The following is an 18,218-nucleotide window of genomic DNA, read 5'->3' on the forward strand; positions in this document are numbered from 1 at the left end:
CATCTTTCCTCTGGAGCACCTGTGAACGTCTCACTCACCGTCTGGACGCTGACCGTCGTCGGCCTGTGCGTCCTGGTCGCCGTCGACTTCTTCATCGGCCGCAAGCCGCACGACGTGTCCCTGAAGGAAGCCGGCATCTGGACCGTGGTGTGGGTCGTCCTCGCCTGTCTGTTCGGGCTCGGGCTGCTGATCTACGGCGGGACCAAACCCACCGGTGAGTTCTTCGCCGGGTACATCACCGAGAAGTCGCTGAGCGTCGACAACCTCTTCGTCTTCGTCCTGATCATGGGCAAGTTCGCGGTGCCCTCGCAGTACCAGCAGCGGGTACTGATGGTCGGCGTCCTGGTCGCCCTCGTCCTGCGGGCCGGGTTCATCGCGGCGGGCGCGGCGATCATCACCACGTTCTCGTGGGTCTTCTACGTCTTCGGCGCCTTCCTCGTCTGGACCGCGTGGAAGCTGGTCCAGGACGCCAGGGCCGGCTCGCACGAGGAGGAGTACGAGGAGAACAAGCTGCTCAAGATGGCCGAGCAGAGGTTCGGCGTCGCGGACCGGTACCACGGCACCAAGCTGTTCATCGTGGAGAACGGCAAGCGGATCATGACGCCGATGATGGTCGTCATGCTCGCGATCGGCTCCACGGACGTGCTGTTCGCGCTCGACTCCATCCCCGCCATCTACGGGCTGACCCAGGACCCGTACATCGTCTTCACCGCCAACGCGTTCGCCCTCATGGGCCTGCGTCAGCTGTACTTCCTCATCGGCGGCCTCCTGAAGAAGCTGGTGCACCTCAGCTACGGCCTGTCGATCATCCTCGGTTTCATCGGCGTGAAACTGGTGCTGCACGCGCTGCACGAGTCGGGCGTCCACGTCCCGCAGATCTCCATCCCCTTCTCGCTCGGCTTCATCGTCCTCGTACTGGCCGTCACGACCGTGACGAGCCTGCGGGCCTCGAAGAAGCAGGAGGAAGCGGCAGCCGCCCAGCTGCAGTCTTGACTTCGTGTGCGCTCCAGGAACTAGCGTCGCTGTGGGAACACGGCTCGACGAAGGCGATCGGAGACGGACATGCGACTCGGCGTGCACATCACTCGGTTCAACCACTCCGGAGGGGGCCCCGCGCTCGGCGCCGAGCTGGCGGCGGTCGGCGCCGCGGCCGAGGCGGCGGGCGTCCACCGGCTGACGGTCATGGACCACTACTTCCAGATGGAGTTCAACGGCGGCGCCGAGGACCCCATGCTGGAGGCCTACACGACCCTCGGCTTCCTCGCCGCCCACACCTCCACGGTCCGCCTCGGCGCGCTGGTCACCGGTGTGACGTACCGCCACCCCGGTCTGCTCGCCAAGATCGCCACCACGCTCGACGTCCTCTCCGGCGGCCGGGCCACCCTCGGCATCGGGGCGGCCTGGTACGACAGGGAGCACGAGGGCCTGGGGGTGCCGTACCCGTCGACGGCCGAACGGTTCGAACGGCTGGAGGAGACGCTGCGGATCTGTCTCCAGATGTGGGACCCGGACGACAACGGACCCTTCGAGGGCACGCACTACCGGCTCGCCGAGACCCTCTGCGTCCCGGCCCCCGTCAGCTCACCGCGCCCGGAGATCATGATCGGCGGTGGCGGGGAGCGGAAGACCCTGCGCCTGGTCGCCCAGTACGCGGACGCCTGCAACCTGTTCGCCAGCACCCCGGAGGAGATCGGGCACAAGCTCGACGTGCTGCGCGGCCACTGCGACAGCGTGGGACGCCCGTACGACGACATCGCCAGGACGCTTCTCTACATGGGCGACGCGGCGGACAAGAACGACGTCGACGCCTTCGTCCGGGACATCGAGGGGTACGCGAAGTTCGGCATCGAGACGGTGATGCTGGCGCCGCGCACGGGCGAGCAGGCGGCCTGGATCGAGGAGTTCGCGGCCCCGGCGGTGCGGCGCGCGGCCGAGCTGGGCTGAGGCCGGGGGAGACAGGGGACATGTGGGGAGGGCCGGAGCCCGTACGGGCTCCGGCCCTCCCCACATGTCCGTGTCGCTATGCCCGTGTCGCTACGGCGATCAGGCGGCGGCGGACGTGGCCTCGGCGTGGACCAGGCCGATGACCTCGGCCAGCTGCGCGGCGACCTCGGCGTCGTCGGACGGGTGCGTCTCGGCGAAACGGACCAGCGAGCCGGGGATGGCGAGCTTGACGTCGACAACCTTGGCACCGGCGATGCCCACGGACTTGCGGGCCTCGTCCTGCGCCCAGACGCCGCCGAACTGGCCGTACGCGGTGCCGACCACGGCGACCGGCTTGTCGGAGAGGGCGCCGGCACCGTACGGGCGGGACAGCCAGTCGATGGCGTTCTTCAGGACGGCCGGAATCGTGCCGTTGTACTCGGGGGAGAAGAGCAGCAGCGCGTCGGCCGAGTTGGCGGCCTCGCGCAGCGCGACGGCGGCGGCCGGGAGGCTGCCTTCCACGTCGATGTCCTCGTTGTAGAACGGGATGTCACCGAGGCCTTCGAACAGTACGACCTCCGCACCCTCCGGGGCGTGCTTCACAGCGGCCTCGGCGAGCTGGCGGTTGGTGGAACCGGCGCGAAGGCTGCCGACGAGAGCAAGGATACGAACAGACATGGGGGACTCCACTGAGGGTTGAAACATCGTCGTTACGATCCGGACCGAGGTCCGTTTAAAGTTCTACCAGTGAAACGGACCGTGGTCCAGTTTTCTTCCGACGCGTTACGCTGCCTTCATGTCCGACACCCTGCCGCCCCTCCCGAAGCCCGCGCGGCGGACCGACGAACCCCTGCTGCTGGAACTGGGGGCCGGCGCCGACACCGGGGTCGGCACCGAAGGGGAGGCCGACGAGCCGTGTCTGCGCGCCGACGCCGCCCGTAACCGCGCCCGTCTGCTGGAGGCCGCCGGGCGGCTGGTGGAGCAGCACGGCGCGGCCGGCCTGACCATGGAGGCGGTGGCCGCCGCGGCGCAGGTGGGCAAAGGGACCGTGTTCCGCCGCTTCGGGGACCGCACCGGCCTGCTGATGGCCCTGCTCGACCACTCGGAGCGAAAGCTCCAGGCCGCCTTCCTGAGCGGGCCGCCGCCACTCGGACCAGGGGCGCCGCCCGTGGAGCGGCTGCGCGCGTTCGGGGTGGCGGTACTGCGCCGGGCCTTCGACGAGCTGGAACTGCAGCTGGCCGCCGAAGGCGAACCCGGCCGCCGCTTCGCATCCGCACCCCACCTGGTCCGGTCCAGTCACGTCACCATGCTGCTGCGTCAGGCGATTCCGGACGCCGACTGCGAACTCCTCGCGAAAACACTGATGGGTTATCTGGATCCGGCCCTCATCCATCACCTGACCAGGCAGTGCGGGATGCCGCCGGCACGTCTGGAGGCGGGCTGGATCGACCTCGTCGACCGGATCGCGGGCGGCACGCCGTCACTTTGAGCGCGAGTTTCGGCCAATTGCGCCGGTCGCGCCACGGTGTGCGGCGGTGGTCAACCGGTGCGTCCTGTCCGGGACTTGGCTCCGCCTGTCCGGAAAGCGCGTTCGGTGGGTGACAACGCGGGGAGCAGCTGTGAATCAGTTGGCCAACGGGTCCGGGGCAACCAGAAATGATCTTTCAAAGGCGGATTGGTAAAGCGCTTTCCTAAAGCGCTTTCGTCAACCGCCTTTGCTATCGGGTCGATTGCGAAGTTCCCCCGGTCAAAACTATGCCCCGAGCTTCTGCAAAGATGCCGTACGTCATGGTGCAGATACCGAATTCGGCCGCCCCGGCGGTACCCCAGCCGCGCTCCGTGCCCACGAGCGCGGATGTGGCACGCCTGGCCGGCGTCTCGCGCGCAACCGTCTCCTACGTCCTCAACAACACCAGTGCCGTCCGGATCAGCGAACCCACCCGCCGCCGCGTCCACGAGGCGGCGAAGGAACTCGGGTACGTTCCGCACGCGGCGGCACGCAGTCTGCGGGCCGGACACAGCCGCATGGTGCTGATGCCCGCGCCGAGCGTGCCGATCGGCCCGCTCTACAGCCAGTTCATCAACGAACTCCAGTGGGCGCTCAGCCGCCTCGACTACACCGTCGTCCAGTACGCCTCGGTCGGGCTGCGGGGAGACGAGGCGGCCCGGGCCTGGGCCGAACTGCGGCCCGCCGCCGTCCTCGTGCCCGTCGGCGGGATCGGACCGGAGGGTGTGGCCGTCCTCAAGCGCTCCGGCGCCCGGGCCGTCGTCACGCTCGGTACCGAGCGCATCGAGGGCGCCCACAGCCTGCTCATCGACCACGCCGGTGTCGGCCGCGTCGCGGGCGCACATCTCTACGCCCGGGGCCGCCGCCGGATCGGCGTCGTCATGCCCACGGAGCCGGGCCTGAAGGTCTTCTCCAAGCCCCGCCTCGACGGGGTGCGCGGCGCGCTGGAGGGCACGGACGCCTCGGTGACCGTGCTGCCGCTCGCGTACGAGGAGGAGTCCGCGGCCCGCCTCGCCGCCCGCTGGCCCGAACTCGGCCTGGACGGCGTCTTCGCGTTCAACGACGAGTACGCGATGCTCCTGATGCGGGCCCTGCAGGACGCGGGCGTCACCGTCCCCGGGGACACGGCGGTGGTCGGTGCCGACGACCTGGTCCTCGGCAGGCTGCTGCGGCCCCGGCTGAGCACGGTGCACATCGAACTCCCGGCCGGCCGGGACCTCGCGGAACTCGTCGACCGCGCGGTGCGCAATCCCGGCGCCGACGCCGAGACCTATCACGTCCACGGAGCGGCACTCGTCCACCGCGACTCCAGCTGAGCCGGCATACGTACGCGGCGACTTGGGCGGCGCGGTTCCCGTACGGCGTGACTAGGATGTTGCACGCTCAACCAGTGGGGATGCCGTCGACCACCGGACGCCGCGTGCTGCTCTGCCGCGCGCCGGATCACCGCATCCCGCCCCGCGGCTGACGAACGGCCGCGAACCACAACGGGACCCGTGTTCGCTCCGCGCGTCCCGCCGGTGACTGATCGGAGAGCCGCAATGCCGTTGCTCGACCCCAAGACCTGGCAGTCCCAGGCCGCCCGTCCCCTGTCGGGCCCCGAGTACGCCGTCACCGAGCCCGCCACCGGCGACACGCTCGGTACGGTCGTGCTCGCCACCGGAGAGGACGTCGGACCGGCCGCGCAGGCCGCCCGTGCCGCCCAGCGGGAATGGGCGCGCACCCCGCACTTCGTCCGTGCCGGGGTGCTCCGCAAGGCGGGGGACCTCTTCGCCGCGCACGCCGACGAACTGCGCGACTGGATCGTCCGCGAGTCCGGTTCCATACCCGGCAAGGCCGAGTTCGAACTGCACGTCGCCGCCCAGGAGTGCTACGAGGCCGCCGCCCTCGCCTCCCGCCCGGCCGGGCAGGTACTGCCCTCCGAGGCGCCCCGGCTGTCCTACACCCGGCGGGTGCCCGTCGGGGTGGTCGGCGTGATCTCGCCGTTCAACGCCCCGCTGATCCTCTCCATCCGCTCCGTCGCCCCGGCCCTCGCGCTCGGCAACGCGGTCGTCCTGAAGCCGGACCCGCGCACGGCGGTCTGCGGCGGGCTCTCCCTGGCCGCGGTCTTCGCCGAGGCGGGCCTGCCCGCGGACCTGCTGCACATCCTGCCGGGCGGCCCGGACGCGGGACAGGCACTGGTCGCCGACCCGCTGGTCCCGGTCATCTCCTTCACCGGCTCCACCGCGGCGGGCCGGGCCGTCGGTGAGGCGGCCGGCCGCCACCTCAAGCGCGCCCACCTCGAACTCGGCGGCAACTCCGCCATGATCGTCCTGGAGGACGCCGACCTCGACGCGGTGATCTCCACCGCCGCCTGGGGCTCCTTCTTCCACCAGGGCCAGATCTGCATGACGACCGGGCGCCACCTCGTCCACCAGTCGCTGTACGGGGAGTACGTCGAGCGGCTCGCCGCCAAGGCCGACGCCCTCGCCGTCGGCGACCCGTACCGGGCCCAGGTCCACCTCGGCCCGATCATCGACGGCGCCCAACTCGCCAAGATCCACGGCCTGGTGGAGTCCAGCACGGCGAGCGGCGCCAAGCTCGCGGCGGGCGGCACGCACGAGGACCTCTTCTACCGGCCGACGGTTCTCGCCGACGCAGACGACCGGACCCCCGCCTATGCGGAGGAGGTCTTCGGTCCGGTCGCGCCCGTACGCCCCTTCAGCACCCTCGACGAGGCCGCCGCGCTCGCCTCGGCCGGCCCCTACGGGCTCTCCCTCGGCATCGTCACCCGGGACACCTCGCGCGGCCTCGACCTCGCCGAGCGGATCCCGACGGGGATCGTCCACATCAATGACCAGACGGTCAATGACGAGGCCGTCGCTCCGTTTGGCGGGGTTGCCGCGTCCGGCACGGGTGCGCGTTTCGGGGGCGAGTCCAACCTGGAGGCGTTCACGGACGTGCGGTGGACGACGGTACGGGGAGATGTCGCCCCGTACCCCTTCTAGAGGTTCCGTCGGAAGGGCGGACGGTCGCCTGCGGGCCCGTTGTGGCTGGTCGCGCAGTTCCCCGCGCCCCTAAGGCCGCGCCCCTGCGGGGCGCGAGCCCGACCCGGCTACTGGCCCTGCTGGGCCTGCTGCTCGGCGACCGACTTGCGGACCTCGTCCATGTCCAGCTTGCGGGCCTGCCCGATGACGTCCGTCAGGGCGGCCTCGGGCAGGGCGCCCGGCTGCGCGAACACGGCGACCTGGTCCCGGACGATCATCAGCGTCGGGATCGACTGGATACCGAAGGCCTGCGCCAGCTCCGGCTGCGCCTCCGTGTCGATCTTGCCGAACACCAGGTCGGGGTTGTCCTCGGCGGCCTTCTCGTACACCGGGGCGAACTGACGGCACGGCCCGCACCAGGACGCCCAGAAGTCGATCAGCACGAACTCGTTCTCCGTGACCGTCTGGTCGAAGTTCTCCTTGGTGAGCTCCACGGTGCTGCTCATGACCTGATTCCTCTTCCTGCTGTCGGGTCGTTACCGGTGGCGCTCGCACAACACGGCCCGGCCGCCGCCTATTCCGCGCCCCTACCCGTGTCGCCACGGGCCATGCCAGCCACCAGACTGGCCCCCATGACGGAAACGGAAACCAACGTGTACGACGTCGTGGTGCTCGGTGCCGGACCCGTGGGGGAGAACGTGGCCGACCGCACCCGCGCGGCCGGCCTCTCCACCGCGATCGTGGAGAGCGAACTGGTCGGCGGCGAGTGTTCCTACTGGGCCTGTATGCCCAGCAAGGCCCTGCTGCGCCCGGTCATCGCGCGAGCCGACGCCCGCCGGGTACCCGGCCTGCGTCACCTCGTCCAAGGTCCCCTGGACGCTGAAGCGGTTCTCGCCCACCGCGACTACGAGACCTCGAACTGGCAGGACGACGGCCAGCTCCGCTGGCTGGAGAGCATCGGCGCCGACCTGTACCGCGGCCAGGGGCGCCTGGCCGGGCCCCGCACCGTGAAGGTGAAGGGCGAGGACGGCTCGACGCGGACGCTGACCGCCCGACACGCGGTCGCCGTGTGCACGGGCACCAGCGCCCAACTGCCCGACCTGCCGGGCCTCGCCGAGGTCCGGCCCTGGACGAGCCGGGAGGCGACCAGCGCCAAGTCGGTGCCCGGCAGCCTGATCGTGGTCGGCGGCGGTGTCGTCGCGGTCGAGATGGCCACCGCCTGGCAGGCCCTCGGCTCCCGGGTCACCCTGCTGGTCCGCGGCAAGGGCCTGCTGCCGCGCATGGAACCGTTCGCGGGCGAACTGGTCGCCGAAGCCCTGGTGGAGGCGGGCACGGATGTCCGCACCGGTACGTCGGTCCAGTCGGTGACCAGGGAGAACGGCACCGTCGTCGCGGTCACGGACACCGGCGACCGGATCGAGGCCGACGAGATCCTCTTCGCCACCGGACGCGCCCCGCGCACCGAGGACATCGGCCTCGACACGGTCGGCCTCGAACCGGGCGCCTGGATCCCGGTCGACGACAGCCTGCGGGTCACCGGCAGCGAGTGGCTGTACGCGGTCGGCGACGTCAACCACCGCGCCCTCCTCACCCACCAGGGCAAGTACCAGGCCCGGATCGCGGGTGCCGCCATCGCGGCCCGCGCGGCCGGCGTACCCCTCCTGGAGACCGACCCCTGGGGCGCCCACGCGGCGACCGCCGACCACGGCGCCGTCCCGCAGGTGGTCTTCACCGACCCGGAGGCGGCGTCCGTCGGTCTCTCCCTCGCCGAGGCGGAGCAGTCCGGCCGCAGTGTGCGCGCGGTCGACGTGGAGTTCGCCTCGGTGGCGGGCGCCGGCCTGTACGCCGACGGCTACCGGGGGCGCGCCCGCATGGTCGTCGACCTGGACCGCGAGACCCTGCTCGGCGTGACCTTCGTGGGCCCCGGCGTGGGTGAACTGATCCACTCGGCGACCGTCGCCGTCGCCGGCGAGGTCCCGCTCGCACGGCTGTGGCACGCGGTGCCGTCGTATCCGACGATCAGCGAGGTCTGGCTGCGGCTACTGGAAGCCTTCCGGGACGCGAAGTAGCAACCGGCAGGCAGACAAGGCAGACAAGGCGGGCGGTCGGCTGAGTCGCAGCGGTCGGGCGGTCGGAGGAGACGGGCGGTCAGAGGGTGAAACCCAGCTCCTCGGCCGCCCGTGCCGGGGTCGGCTGGGCCCAGCGCTCCGTCATGGCCGTGTTGGAGGAGAGCGAGCGCAGTTCGGCGCGGTCGAGATAGAGCGTGCCGTCCAGATGATCGGTCTCGTGCTGGACGATCCGGGCCGGCCACCCCGTGAACACCTCGTCCACCGCCCGCCCGTACTCGTCCTGGCCCGTGAGCCGCACCGCCGCGGGCCGGGACACCACCGCCTGCCAGCCCGGCACGCTCAGACAGCCCTCGAAGAACGCGGCCCGCTCGGTGCCGACCGCCTCGTACGACGGGTTCACCAGCACCCGGAAGGGCAGCGGCACGCGCCCGCGCGCCACCTGTACCTCCTCCGGTACCGGCGCCGGGTCCTCGATGACCGCGATCCGCAGTCCCACCCCGACCTGCGGCGCCGCCAGACCGACGCCCGGCGCGGCGTGCATCGTCTCGCGCAGCGCCTCGACGAAGCGGGCCAACAAGTCAGCGCTGAGCTGCCCGTCGAAGGGCGCGGACGCCCGGCGCAGTACCGGGTCGCCGGCGGCGACGATCGGCAATGGGCCGCCGACGGCGAGGAGTTGCTCGACCTGGTCGGCAAGGGGGCTCGGGTGATGGGGAGTTGCCATGGCGTCAGGATGTCACGCACTTCCGACACCCGGCGCCCTCTTGTGTGACGTACGCCACATGCGGGGGCGGGAACTCGACGACCGGGCGATCCGACTACTGACCCGTCCCCCCCTGTCGTAGCCGCTCGCAGTCGGTCGCCGCCCCCACGGCCGCCTTCCTCGCTCCCCTTCCCCGCTCACCGTCCCCAGCCCACCGGAGAAGCCGCCGATGTCCACCGCTCCCACGACCACGACGGACGAATCCCCGGATTCACCGGACGCGTCGAAACCCTCCGCCCCGGCGAAGCCGTCCGCCGCCGCCACGCTCCGCCCGCTGGTCCTGCGGCTGCACTTCTACGCCGGCCTGCTCGTCGCCCCGTTCCTGCTGGTCGCCGCGTTGACCGGATGCCTGTACGCGGCCTCGTTCCAGGCCGAGAAGATCGTCTACGCCGACGAGCTCACCGTGTCCTCCGTGGGAGACACCAAGCTCCCGATCTCCGAGCAGGTGGCCGCCGCCCGCAAGGCCCACCCCGAGGGCACCGTCGCGGCTGTGCGCCCCTCACCCGAGGACGACGCCACGACGAGGGTCATGCTGTCCGGCGTCCCCGGTGTCGGCGAGGGGCACACGCTCGCGGTGTTCGTCGACCCGTACACCGCGAAGGTGGAGGGCGCGCTCGAACAGTACGGGTCGTCGGGCGCGCTGCCGCTGCGCACCTGGATCAGCGAGTTCCACCGCAATCTCCACCTCGGCGAGAACGGCCGCCTCTACAGCGAACTCGCCGCGAGCTGGCTGTGGGTGATAGCCGGCGGCGGCCTGGTGCTGTGGTTCGCCCGCCGCCGCACCCAGCGCAAGGTACGCGGCACCAGCGGACGCCGCCGCACCCTCGGTCTGCACGGCACCGTCGGCGTCTGGGCCGCGGCCGGCTTCGTCTTCCTCTCCGCGACCGGTCTGACCTGGTCGACCTACGCGGGTGCCAACATCGATGTCCTGCGCACGAACCTCGGCCAGGCCACCCCGTCGGTCTCGGCCGCGGCGGGCAGCGAGCACGCCGGCCATGGCGCGGCGGCCGGCGCCGGGAGTGCCGGCGAGCACGGCGTCGGCCTCGACAAGGTGCTGGCCGCCGCCCGCGCCGAAGGGCTGGGCGACCCGGTCGAGATCGTCCCGCCCGCCGACGAGTCCTCCGCGTACGTGGTGCGGCAGACCCAGCGCAGCTGGCCCGAGAAGCAGGACGCCGTCGCCGTGGACCCGTCGACCGGCGAGGTCCTCGACGTCCTCCGGTTCGCGGACTATCCGGTACTCGCGAAGCTGACCCGCTGGGGCATCGACGCCCACACCGGGCTCCTGTTCGGGTTCGTCAACCAGCTCGCGCTGATGGCCCTCGCGCTCTCGCTCGTCCTGCTCATCGTCTGGGGCTACCGCATGTGGTGGCTGCGCGGCCGGGCCTCCGCCTTCGGCCGCCCGATCCCGCGCGGCGCCTGGCAGCAGGTGCCCCCGCTGCTCCTCGTGGCGCTGATGGCGGGCGTGGCCGTGGTGGGCTACTTCGTTCCGCTGCTCGGCATTCCGCTGGCCGCCTTCATCGCCGTCGACGTGATTCTGGGCGAGATCGACCACCGGCGGGGCAACCGGACGTACGGGGAACGGGCCGGGGCGCGGTAGTACGGGACGGCCCGGCTCCCTTGAACCGGGAAGCCGGGCCGGATTGTCTGTCGTGGACTACTCGAAGTTGTCGAAGTCGCCCGCGAGGGCCGAGGCGAGCTTCATGTGCGGCGCGGCCTCCTCGTGACGGCCCTGGCGCTGGAGCGTGCGTCCCAGCAACAGCCGGGCGTACTGCTCCACTGGGTCGCGCTCGACGAGGACGAGCAACTCGGCCTCGGCGCGCCGCAGTTGGGCCGAGTGGTAGTAGGCGCGGGCCAGCAGCAGCCGGGGTGCGGTCTGCTCCGGCACCTCCTCGACCAGCCCGCCCAGCACCCGCGCCGCACCGGCGTAGTCCTTGGCGTCGAAGAACAGCCCCGCCCGCTCCCAGCGCTCCGCAGCGGTTCCGTGGTCGTAGTACGTGTACGTCGTGGTCTCCACTCTTGCCTCCTTCGGAGGCGGTAACCGGTTCGGGCGGCCGGTCATTCCGCCGTCGTGCTGCTGGGCACGGCCCGGCAGCACGAGACCGGCCCCGCGACGTCCTGGCCGCGGACGGTCCGGGTCGCCGCCCGTGCGCCCCGCCGGATGGCGTGGGTGCTCCCACCCGGACACCCCGCCCGGTGTACGGAATTCCCGGTAGGGCAGCATCTGCTCAGTTGTCGCCTGCCCATGAGGGGTCGTCATGCGCTTCACCCGCCGGGTCGCTTCGCCCGCGCTGCTGTCCTGCCTGTTTCTGGCGGGCTGTTCGTCCGTCCCGTTGGGCACGTCGGACCCGTCGGCGCCGTCTGCGTCGGGTGCTCCAGGCGGGGCCGGCTCGATAGCAGTGGGGGCCGGCCCGCAGAAGAAGTACACGGTGCAGCAGCAGCCCGCGGCCGGTAGCTGCCACTACCGGTACGAGAAGGGGGAGCCGCTGGAGGACTCCCGGTGCACGCCGGGCGCGATATCCCCTGCCGTCACGCAGACGAACCTGAAGTCGACGATCTGCCGCAAGGGCGGCTACACCTCCGGCGTGCGGCCCTCCACGTACATAACCGGCAAGGAGAAGAAGCTCAACGCCGCCTCCTACGGCTTCACCGGGAACATGCGTGACGCCGAGTACGACCACCTGATCAGCCTGCAGCTGGGCGGCGACCCCAACGACTACCGCAACCTGTGGGTGGAGCCGGCCGACCCGGGCCACAAGAAGGGCAGCGGGGTCAACAACGCGAAGGACCCGGTGGAGACAAAGCTGCACACCGCGGTCTGCGCCGGCAAGGTCACCCTCGCGCAGGCGCAACAGGCGATCGTCACCGACTGGACCACCGCGCTCACCAAGCTCGGCCTCAGCTGACCCCGGGTCCGCTCGGCCGACGGCCGCCGACGGCCGCGGTCACCGCCGACGCCGATCGTTCGCTCATGGTCACGTCCATCCCCTTTCCGATTCCGCCGCGGCTCTATGACGGTGCTGTTACGGCGGTTTATGCTCCGCATCACGACGACGGCGCACGACCCCCCGGAAAGGGGTACGGGTGATGCACTCCCCTCCCGACACCCTTCTGCGGCCCGACGACGGTGACGCGCTCCGGCAGGCACTGCGCCAGGTCCACGACCGCTCCGGCATCCCCGTCCTGTTCGGCGGACAGGTGGAGGACACATCGCTGAGCCTGTCGCAGTTCATCGGTGTGCGGACGGCGAGTCTGCGCGGTCTCAGGGTGCGAGCCGAAGCCGGGCTGGGCGGCCAGGTCCTCACCACGGCGCGGCCGGCCAAAGTGACGGACTACAGGTCGGCCCGCTCGATCACGCACGACTACGACCACCCCGTGCGGCTGGAGGGGATCCGCTCTGTCGTCGCCGTCCCCGTCGTGGTGTCGGGTGCGGTGCGCGCTGTGCTCTACGGGGCCGGTCGCGGCCCTGCCCCGCTCGGGGACAGGGCGGCCGACGCGGTCGCCGCGGCCTCCCGGCGACTGGCCGCCGAGCTGGTCATCCGTGATGAGGTCGACCATCGCCTGCGCCTGCTGGACGCCGCGCGGAGCGGCGCCGTCGACGGACACCGAGGCGTGGCTCCGGACGAACTCCGCCAAGTCCACGCCGAGTTGCGGCGCATAGCCCAGCAGGTGCCCGACGGTGACCTGCGCGGCCGGCTGCTCGACGCGGCCGGGCGGCTGGCCCGGCCCTCCGATGCCCCCGCTGCGCCGGGCCCGGCGCTGGCGCCCCGGGAGCTCGACGTCCTGGCGGAGGTGGCACTGGGATGCAGCAACGCCGAAGCCGGTCGCCGGCTGTCGCTGCTTCCGGAAACGGTCAAGTCGTATCTGCGCAGCGCGATGCGCAAGCTGGGAGCGAGCACCCGCTTCGAGGCGGTGGTCGCCGCACGGCGACAGGGCCTGCTTCCCTGACTGGCGTACCGAAGAACGCAGCCATCCCCGGCGGCCAGGGCTACGACCTCGAACACGAGGTCCTCACGGAGTGCCCGGCCGCCTCCGTGAGAACCAACGTGACTGGTCCGGCGCGCGCAGGCCGACGCGACCAATCAGTCGATCTTTCGCCGGGCACTGTCAGGCCGGCACCACGGGCAGGACGATCCGGGAGGGCCGATCGGGGTCGTGGAAGACCTGCTGGCTGGCCACTCGGGCCGTGGTGGCGCTGTCCTCGGGTTCGCCCGTGTTGAGGTTGCGGTCCCAGCGGGGGAAGTTGCTGGAGGTGATCTGAACCCGTATACGGTGCCCGGCGCGGAAGACGTTGCTGGTCGACCAGAGGTCCACGACGTGCTCGGCAGGCTCGCCCGGTGTCGCGGCGCGCACCCGCACGATGCCGTCGGTCACATTGCGGGAGACACCGTTCTCGTCGACGTCGCACAGGCGTGCCACCCAGTCGGTCGAGGGGCCGTCGGTGGCGGCGAAGAGCACTGCCCGGACCCGGCCGGTCACCTCGGTGTCCTCGGCGAGCGGTTCGGTGGTGAAGACCAGGACGTCCTGGCGCGCCTCCACGGCCGTCTGGTCGAGGGGCCCGGGTCGGAACTCGTCGGACAGCAGGAGCGGGCCGCCGGTGGTGGGTACCGGATCCATGGGGTCGTAGGTGAACTCCTCGGGCTGCTCGGCGGCGGACGGCTGCTCCAGGGTCAGACGGCCGTCGGCGCGCAGGTGGAAGTCGGTTTCCACGGCCCGTGGCAGGGGCCATTCCTTCTCCTCGCGCCACTGGTTGACGCCCATGACGAACAGCAGCACCTGGCCCGTGTCCGGCTCCAGAGCCTCGCCGTCGCCGATCGTGCGCCGGTACCAGTCGAGCTGCATGTCGTGCAGGCGTCCGCGCATACCCATGAACTGGGAGTTCGCGGCGAACCCGAAGTTGACGTCCCCGATCACGTGCTGCTGGTTGGCGTGGCTCCAGGGACCCATGATCAGTGTGCTGGACCGGCCGGCACCGCGCATGGCGGTGAAGTTGTCGAGCGTGCCCTGGCAGAAGATGTCGTACCAGCCGCCGACCTGGAAGGTGGGCAGGTCGACCTCGTCGTGCCGGCCCGCCACCCGGCAGGACCGCGCCCAGTCGGGCTCCCGCCGGGAACGCTCGTAGCCCAGCTCGGGCAGGTCGTGCCGGGCGAACGCAGGGAACCGCCCGGCCGGCAGCTCTCCGTAACCGCCGCCCGCCAGGCCGTCGAGATCCTGTACGAGGCCGGTGATGCCGCCCACAAGAGCGGCGGGGTCGGTGCTGTGTCGGCGCATCAGCGCGTCGGCGCCCATCATGAGGGTCCAGGGCGCGGTGATGCCGAGCTCGATCGCGCCGCCGCGCGTCCACAGCCCGTCGTCCGGATCGGACCAGGTGACGATCGGCGCGATCGCCTTCAGCTCCGGCGGCTTGGACAGCGCCGCCATCCACTGCGTGTTGCCGAAGTAGCTGGCACCGATCATGCCGACCGAGCCGTTCGCGCCGGGGAGGGCGGCGGCCCAGCGCACGCTGTCGTACCCGTCGTTCTCCTCGTACGTCCATGGTTCCCACTGCCCCTCCGAGGCGAAGCGGCCGCGGGTGTCCTGGATGACCACCATGAAGCCGCGCCTGGCCGCCGCCAGGGGATCGAGCAGGACAACCGCCAGGGCCATCTGCTTCCCGTACGGCAGCCGGCTCAGCAGCACCGGCCATGGCCCGGGACCCCCGGGCCGGTAGACATCGGCGCGCAGTACCGTGCCGTCACGCATCTCCGCAGGGACGTCGAACTCGATCTGTACGTCTGCCATGTGCCGCTCCTTTGCGTGCCACGACGCTGCCGACGACATGGTCGAATCCGGCGCGCGTCGCGCACTACACCCGAACGGGGGTAACCGCACTCTGGAAACCCGGACGGCACCGGAGCGCTGGTGCCTGGCGCAGGCTCGGGCAGACGTCACCCGCTACGACGAGCGCGGGTACGTCTTCACCGGCACCGCCCCTGTCCCACCGGAACATCCGGGGCAGGGGCGGCTTGGGCAAGCGGGTGCTCGGTCACGGAGTTGCGTAGGGATCCTGGCTCAGGAGGTGGGCCTTCAGTCCCTCGCCGACGCCGGGCTCCGGGGTACCGGCCCAGTCCTTGATGAGTACGGCGCCGGTGCTGCAGCCCCACGGGTTCCAGGTCCACGCGAGATATCCCAGGCTGTGCGCGTCGGCCCAGTCGACCAACCGCTGCATGTAGTCGAAGCCGCAGTTGTCCTGGCCGAACTCACCGATGACGATCGGCACCTGCTGCGCGAGCGGCGCGACCTGGCTGTCCCAGCAGGACTCGGTCGCGCAGGCGTTGTTGCTGTAGGAGTGCCAGGACGCGGCGAGGTTGTTCAGCGGGTCGGTGGGCTTGTACGTCAGCCACTCCCGCATGTCGTTGGCCCACTCCAGGCCGCCCAGCATGAGGACGTTCGTCGCGCCGGTGGCCCGCACCGCGTCGACCAGATCCTGCATGCCGGCGGTCTCATAGGGAAGGCCGGTGCAGGTGCCGCCGTCCCGCCAGCACGTCCAGCCGAGGGTCTTGTCCCAGTTACTGGCGATCTCCGGGTACGGCTCGTTGAACAGGTCGAAGACCACGGCGTCGTTGCCCTTGAACGCGCCTGCGACACCGGTCCAGAACTGGGGGGCGTACTGCGCGTCAGGCATCGGTTTCTGGCATGTCGCGGTCGCGTCCTTGCAGTGCCAGTCCGGCCCGTTGGTGTAGGCGCCCCGGGTCCAGTGCAGATCGAGGATCGGAGTGATGCCGTTGGCCACCAGCAGAGTGACGTAGTCCTTGACGCCCTGCTGGTAGGTGGCTCCGCTGGGCGAGCCGTTGATACCGAGCCAGCATTCCTCGTTCAACGGCACGCGTACCGCGTGGATGTTCCAGGTCTTCATCGCGTCGACGGATGCCTGGTCGACCGGGCCGCTGTCCCACAGCCCCTTGCCCTGCACACAGGCGTATTCACCGCTGGAGCGGTCCACACCCAGCAGCCGGTACGGCTTCTTGTCCGCGGTGACGATCTTGTTGCCGGAGACCTTCAGCTTCGGGGCCGGACCGCCGGGGCCGCCGGGCGGAGTGGGCGTGGGCGTGGGGGTAGGGGTGGGCGTGGGTGTGGGGGTGGGGGACGTCACCGCGCCGGTGCACGTCACGCCGTTGAGCGCGAAGGACGCCGGTTCCGGATTGGCGCCCTTCCATGCACCGGTGAACCCGATGGAGGTGGACTTGCCGGTGTCCAGTGTCTGGTTCCAGTCCAGACTGGCGGCGGACACCTCCGTCCCGGTCTGTCTCCAGGTGGCGTTCCAGCCGTTGGTGACCTTCTGGTCGGCGTTCGGGAATCCGAACGTGAGGGTCCACCCTCGTACGGCGGCGCCGAGATTGGTGATGGCCACGTCCGCGTTGAATCCGCCGGACCATTGGCTCTGCACCTTGTACGTGACCGAGCAGCCGGTGGCGGCTGCCGATGCGGGTAGGGCGGCGACCGCGATGCCACCCAGGATCAGCGCACCGGCGGCGCCGATGGCCGTTAAGGCGTGTCTACGTTTCACCTGATCTCCTCGTTGCCGTGCGGGACTGACGGGAGTTATGCCCATCGTTATTTCGGTAACTTATGAAAGTCAAGGCGCCTGCAACTGGCTTCTGGAGCGGGAAGCGAGTCGGGGGCGAAAGTCCCAGCACGGCCTAAGTAAACTAAGGTGACAAAGCACGGAACGAAGGAGAACACGTGGCGACCAGCCCCCTCTGGGCAAGCCGGCTGAAGACGCGCGGCTTGGTCCTCGATGTGATCAGGTCGGCGCGCGCGACCAGTCGGGTGGAGCTCGCGGCGGCGACGGGTCTGACCGGTGCGACGATCTCCGCGGTCGTGCGGGAGCTCATCGCCGACGACCTGGTCGTCGAAACCGGCCGCGGCGCGCCGACGGGCGGCAAGCCGCGCACGGTTCTCCAGCTCAACCCGCAAGCCCGGTACAGCGTCGGAGTCCAGCTCGAACGCAACACGTGCGTGATCGTGGTGGTCGATCTGGCCGGTCGGCAGGTGGCCCGGACATCGTTCCAGGGCACCGCGGAGATGTCGCCGGATCGGACGCTGCCGCTGGTGGCGTCCCAGGTGGAGGCGCTGCTGGCCACCGCGGCGGTCGACCGCGAGAAGGTGCTGGGCGTGGGCCTGGTCGGCTACGGTCCGCAGGACCGACGCACGGGTGTGCTGTTGACCCCGCAGCCCACCGAGGAGTGGCTGGGCTGCCCGGTCGCGCCGAGGCTCGCGGAGAGCCTGGGACTGCCCGTCCTGCTCGACAACGACGCCGCCGCGGCCGCGATCGGCGAGTACTGGCTGGGAGCGGTCGCCCCACGCAGCACCTATGGCTGCATCTACATGGCCACCGGCATCGGTGGCGGGGTCGTGGTGGCCGGCGAGGTGTACCGCGGCAGCTCCTCGAACAGCGTGGAGATCGGACACATCTCCGTCGACGTCAACGGCGAGGAGTGCCCGTGCGGCAACATCGGCTGCCTGGAGAACTACGCCGGCCCCTCCGCCCTGGTCCGGCAGGCCATGGCGATGCCGGGACTGGCCCAGAGGCTGGCGCTCGGTCCGACCGACGACAGCTTCCTCACCGAGTTCGCACGGATCGCGGCCGCCGCGAACGCGGGTGACCCCGAGGCCCGGGGTCTCGTCGAGCGGTCGGCTCGCCATCTGGGGTACGCCGCCGTCACCATGGCCACGCTGTTCGATGTCGACACGATCGTGCTGGCGGGGCCGAGCTTCGCCGTGGCGGGCTCGATCTACCAGGCGGTGATCCAGCAGGAGGTGGACCGGCGCACGTTCGCGCGCCGAGTGCATCCGGTGCGGGTCGTACCGTCGGTGAACGGCTCGGACGCGGCGGCGATCGGTGGCGCGATCCTCGTCCTGCAGAGCGAGCTGACCCTCGCCCACCCGCAGGACGGACCCCGGCCGCTGCTCGCCGGCACCGGTGAGACCTCCTGACTCCTCGGCCGCCTTGCCAA

General features: G+C 70.8%; 16 protein-coding genes. 10 read left to right on the top strand and 6 right to left on the bottom strand.

Translation table 11 applies throughout. The annotated features are described in order from the left end of the window. Positions 1–21: 21 nt before the first annotated feature. Together OG241_RS47110 and OG241_RS47115 are read left to right on the top strand one after the other, a co-directional pair. Positions 22–993 (top strand): TerC family protein, encoded by a 972-nt coding sequence (locus OG241_RS47110; protein WP_405824941.1) that lies wholly within the window; start codon positions 22–24, stop codon positions 991–993. 69 nt (positions 994–1,062) lie between these two features. Beyond that, on the top strand, positions 1,063–1,944 hold the full coding sequence (locus OG241_RS47115; RefSeq protein WP_405824943.1) for an LLM class F420-dependent oxidoreductase: 882 nt from the start codon (positions 1,063–1,065) through the stop codon (positions 1,942–1,944). Between the two features lie 99 nt (positions 1,945–2,043). Here the strand turns inward: OG241_RS47115 and OG241_RS47120 are convergent, their stop codons facing one another. Next, entirely contained in the window at positions 2,044–2,601 is a 558-nt protein-coding gene (locus OG241_RS47120) for an NAD(P)H-dependent oxidoreductase (protein WP_405824945.1), read from the bottom strand. Positions 2,602–2,719: 118 nt separating this feature from the next. On the opposite strand from OG241_RS47120, the gene OG241_RS47125 reads away from it, so the two are divergent. From OG241_RS47125 to OG241_RS47135, 3 genes are all read left to right on the top strand, one after another. Further along, on the top strand, positions 2,720–3,412 hold the full coding sequence (locus OG241_RS47125; protein ID WP_405824946.1) for a TetR/AcrR family transcriptional regulator: 693 nt from the start codon (positions 2,720–2,722) through the stop codon (positions 3,410–3,412). Between the two features lie 299 nt (positions 3,413–3,711). Further along, positions 3,712–4,746, top strand: coding sequence for a LacI family DNA-binding transcriptional regulator (locus OG241_RS47130; protein ID WP_405824948.1), 1,035 nt, complete (start codon positions 3,712–3,714; stop codon positions 4,744–4,746). Between the two features lie 225 nt (positions 4,747–4,971). Further along, positions 4,972–6,417 (top strand): benzaldehyde dehydrogenase, encoded by a 1,446-nt coding sequence (locus OG241_RS47135; RefSeq protein WP_405824950.1) that lies wholly within the window; start codon positions 4,972–4,974, stop codon positions 6,415–6,417. A gap of 107 nt (positions 6,418–6,524) precedes the next feature. On the opposite strand, the gene trxA is transcribed toward OG241_RS47135, so the two are convergent. After that, positions 6,525–6,902: a thioredoxin gene (gene trxA, locus OG241_RS47140; protein ID WP_405824952.1), complete on the bottom strand. Its 378-nt coding sequence runs from the start codon at positions 6,900–6,902 to the stop codon at positions 6,525–6,527. 126 nt (positions 6,903–7,028) lie between these two features. Here trxA and OG241_RS47145 point away from each other — a divergent pair, with 126 nt between their 5' ends. Next, complete coding sequence (locus tag OG241_RS47145) at positions 7,029–8,465, top strand: dihydrolipoyl dehydrogenase family protein (protein WP_405824954.1); 1,437 nt, start codon at positions 7,029–7,031, stop codon at positions 8,463–8,465. A gap of 79 nt (positions 8,466–8,544) precedes the next feature. Here the strand turns inward: OG241_RS47145 and OG241_RS47150 are convergent, their stop codons facing one another. Then, complete coding sequence (locus tag OG241_RS47150) at positions 8,545–9,186, bottom strand: peptide deformylase (RefSeq protein ID WP_405824956.1); 642 nt, start codon at positions 9,184–9,186, stop codon at positions 8,545–8,547. Between the two features lie 208 nt (positions 9,187–9,394). Between OG241_RS47150 and OG241_RS47155 the strand changes: the two genes are divergently transcribed. After that, entirely contained in the window at positions 9,395–10,822 is a 1,428-nt protein-coding gene (locus OG241_RS47155; protein ID WP_405824958.1) for a PepSY-associated TM helix domain-containing protein, read from the top strand. A gap of 57 nt (positions 10,823–10,879) precedes the next feature. On the opposite strand, the gene OG241_RS47160 is transcribed toward OG241_RS47155, so the two are convergent. Further along, positions 10,880–11,239, bottom strand: a complete 360-nt coding sequence (locus OG241_RS47160) for a tetratricopeptide repeat protein (RefSeq protein WP_405824960.1) — start codon at positions 11,237–11,239, stop codon at positions 10,880–10,882. 241 nt (positions 11,240–11,480) lie between these two features. Here OG241_RS47160 and OG241_RS47165 point away from each other — a divergent pair, with 241 nt between their 5' ends. Continuing rightward, a complete protein-coding gene (locus tag OG241_RS47165; protein ID WP_405824962.1) occupies positions 11,481–12,128 on the top strand; it encodes a hypothetical protein in 648 nt (215 codons plus the stop codon). A 181-nt stretch (positions 12,129–12,309) separates the two neighbouring features. Beyond that, positions 12,310–13,170 carry a response regulator transcription factor gene (locus tag OG241_RS47170; RefSeq protein WP_405824964.1) on the top strand — a complete coding sequence of 287 codons (861 nt, stop codon included), beginning with the start codon at positions 12,310–12,312 and terminating at the stop codon, positions 13,168–13,170. A gap of 159 nt (positions 13,171–13,329) precedes the next feature. Here the strand turns inward: OG241_RS47170 and OG241_RS47175 are convergent, their stop codons facing one another. Both OG241_RS47175 and OG241_RS47180 read right to left on the bottom strand, forming a co-directional pair. Further along, positions 13,330–15,003 (bottom strand): CocE/NonD family hydrolase, encoded by a 1,674-nt coding sequence (locus OG241_RS47175; RefSeq protein WP_405824966.1) that lies wholly within the window; start codon positions 15,001–15,003, stop codon positions 13,330–13,332. A 244-nt stretch (positions 15,004–15,247) separates the two neighbouring features. Then, positions 15,248–16,768, bottom strand: a complete 1,521-nt coding sequence (locus OG241_RS47180) for a cellulase family glycosylhydrolase (protein WP_405824968.1) — start codon at positions 16,766–16,768, stop codon at positions 15,248–15,250. Positions 16,769–16,944: 176 nt separating this feature from the next. Between OG241_RS47180 and OG241_RS47185 the strand changes: the two genes are divergently transcribed. Beyond that, a complete protein-coding gene (locus tag OG241_RS47185) occupies positions 16,945–18,198 on the top strand; it encodes an ROK family protein (RefSeq protein ID WP_405824970.1) in 1,254 nt (417 codons plus the stop codon). Positions 18,199–18,218: the final 20 nt, after the last annotated feature.

Origin of the sequence: Streptomyces sp. NBC_01390, from assembly GCF_045040105.1 — a bacterium.
Taxonomy (GTDB): domain Bacteria; phylum Actinomycetota; class Actinomycetes; order Streptomycetales; family Streptomycetaceae; genus Streptomyces.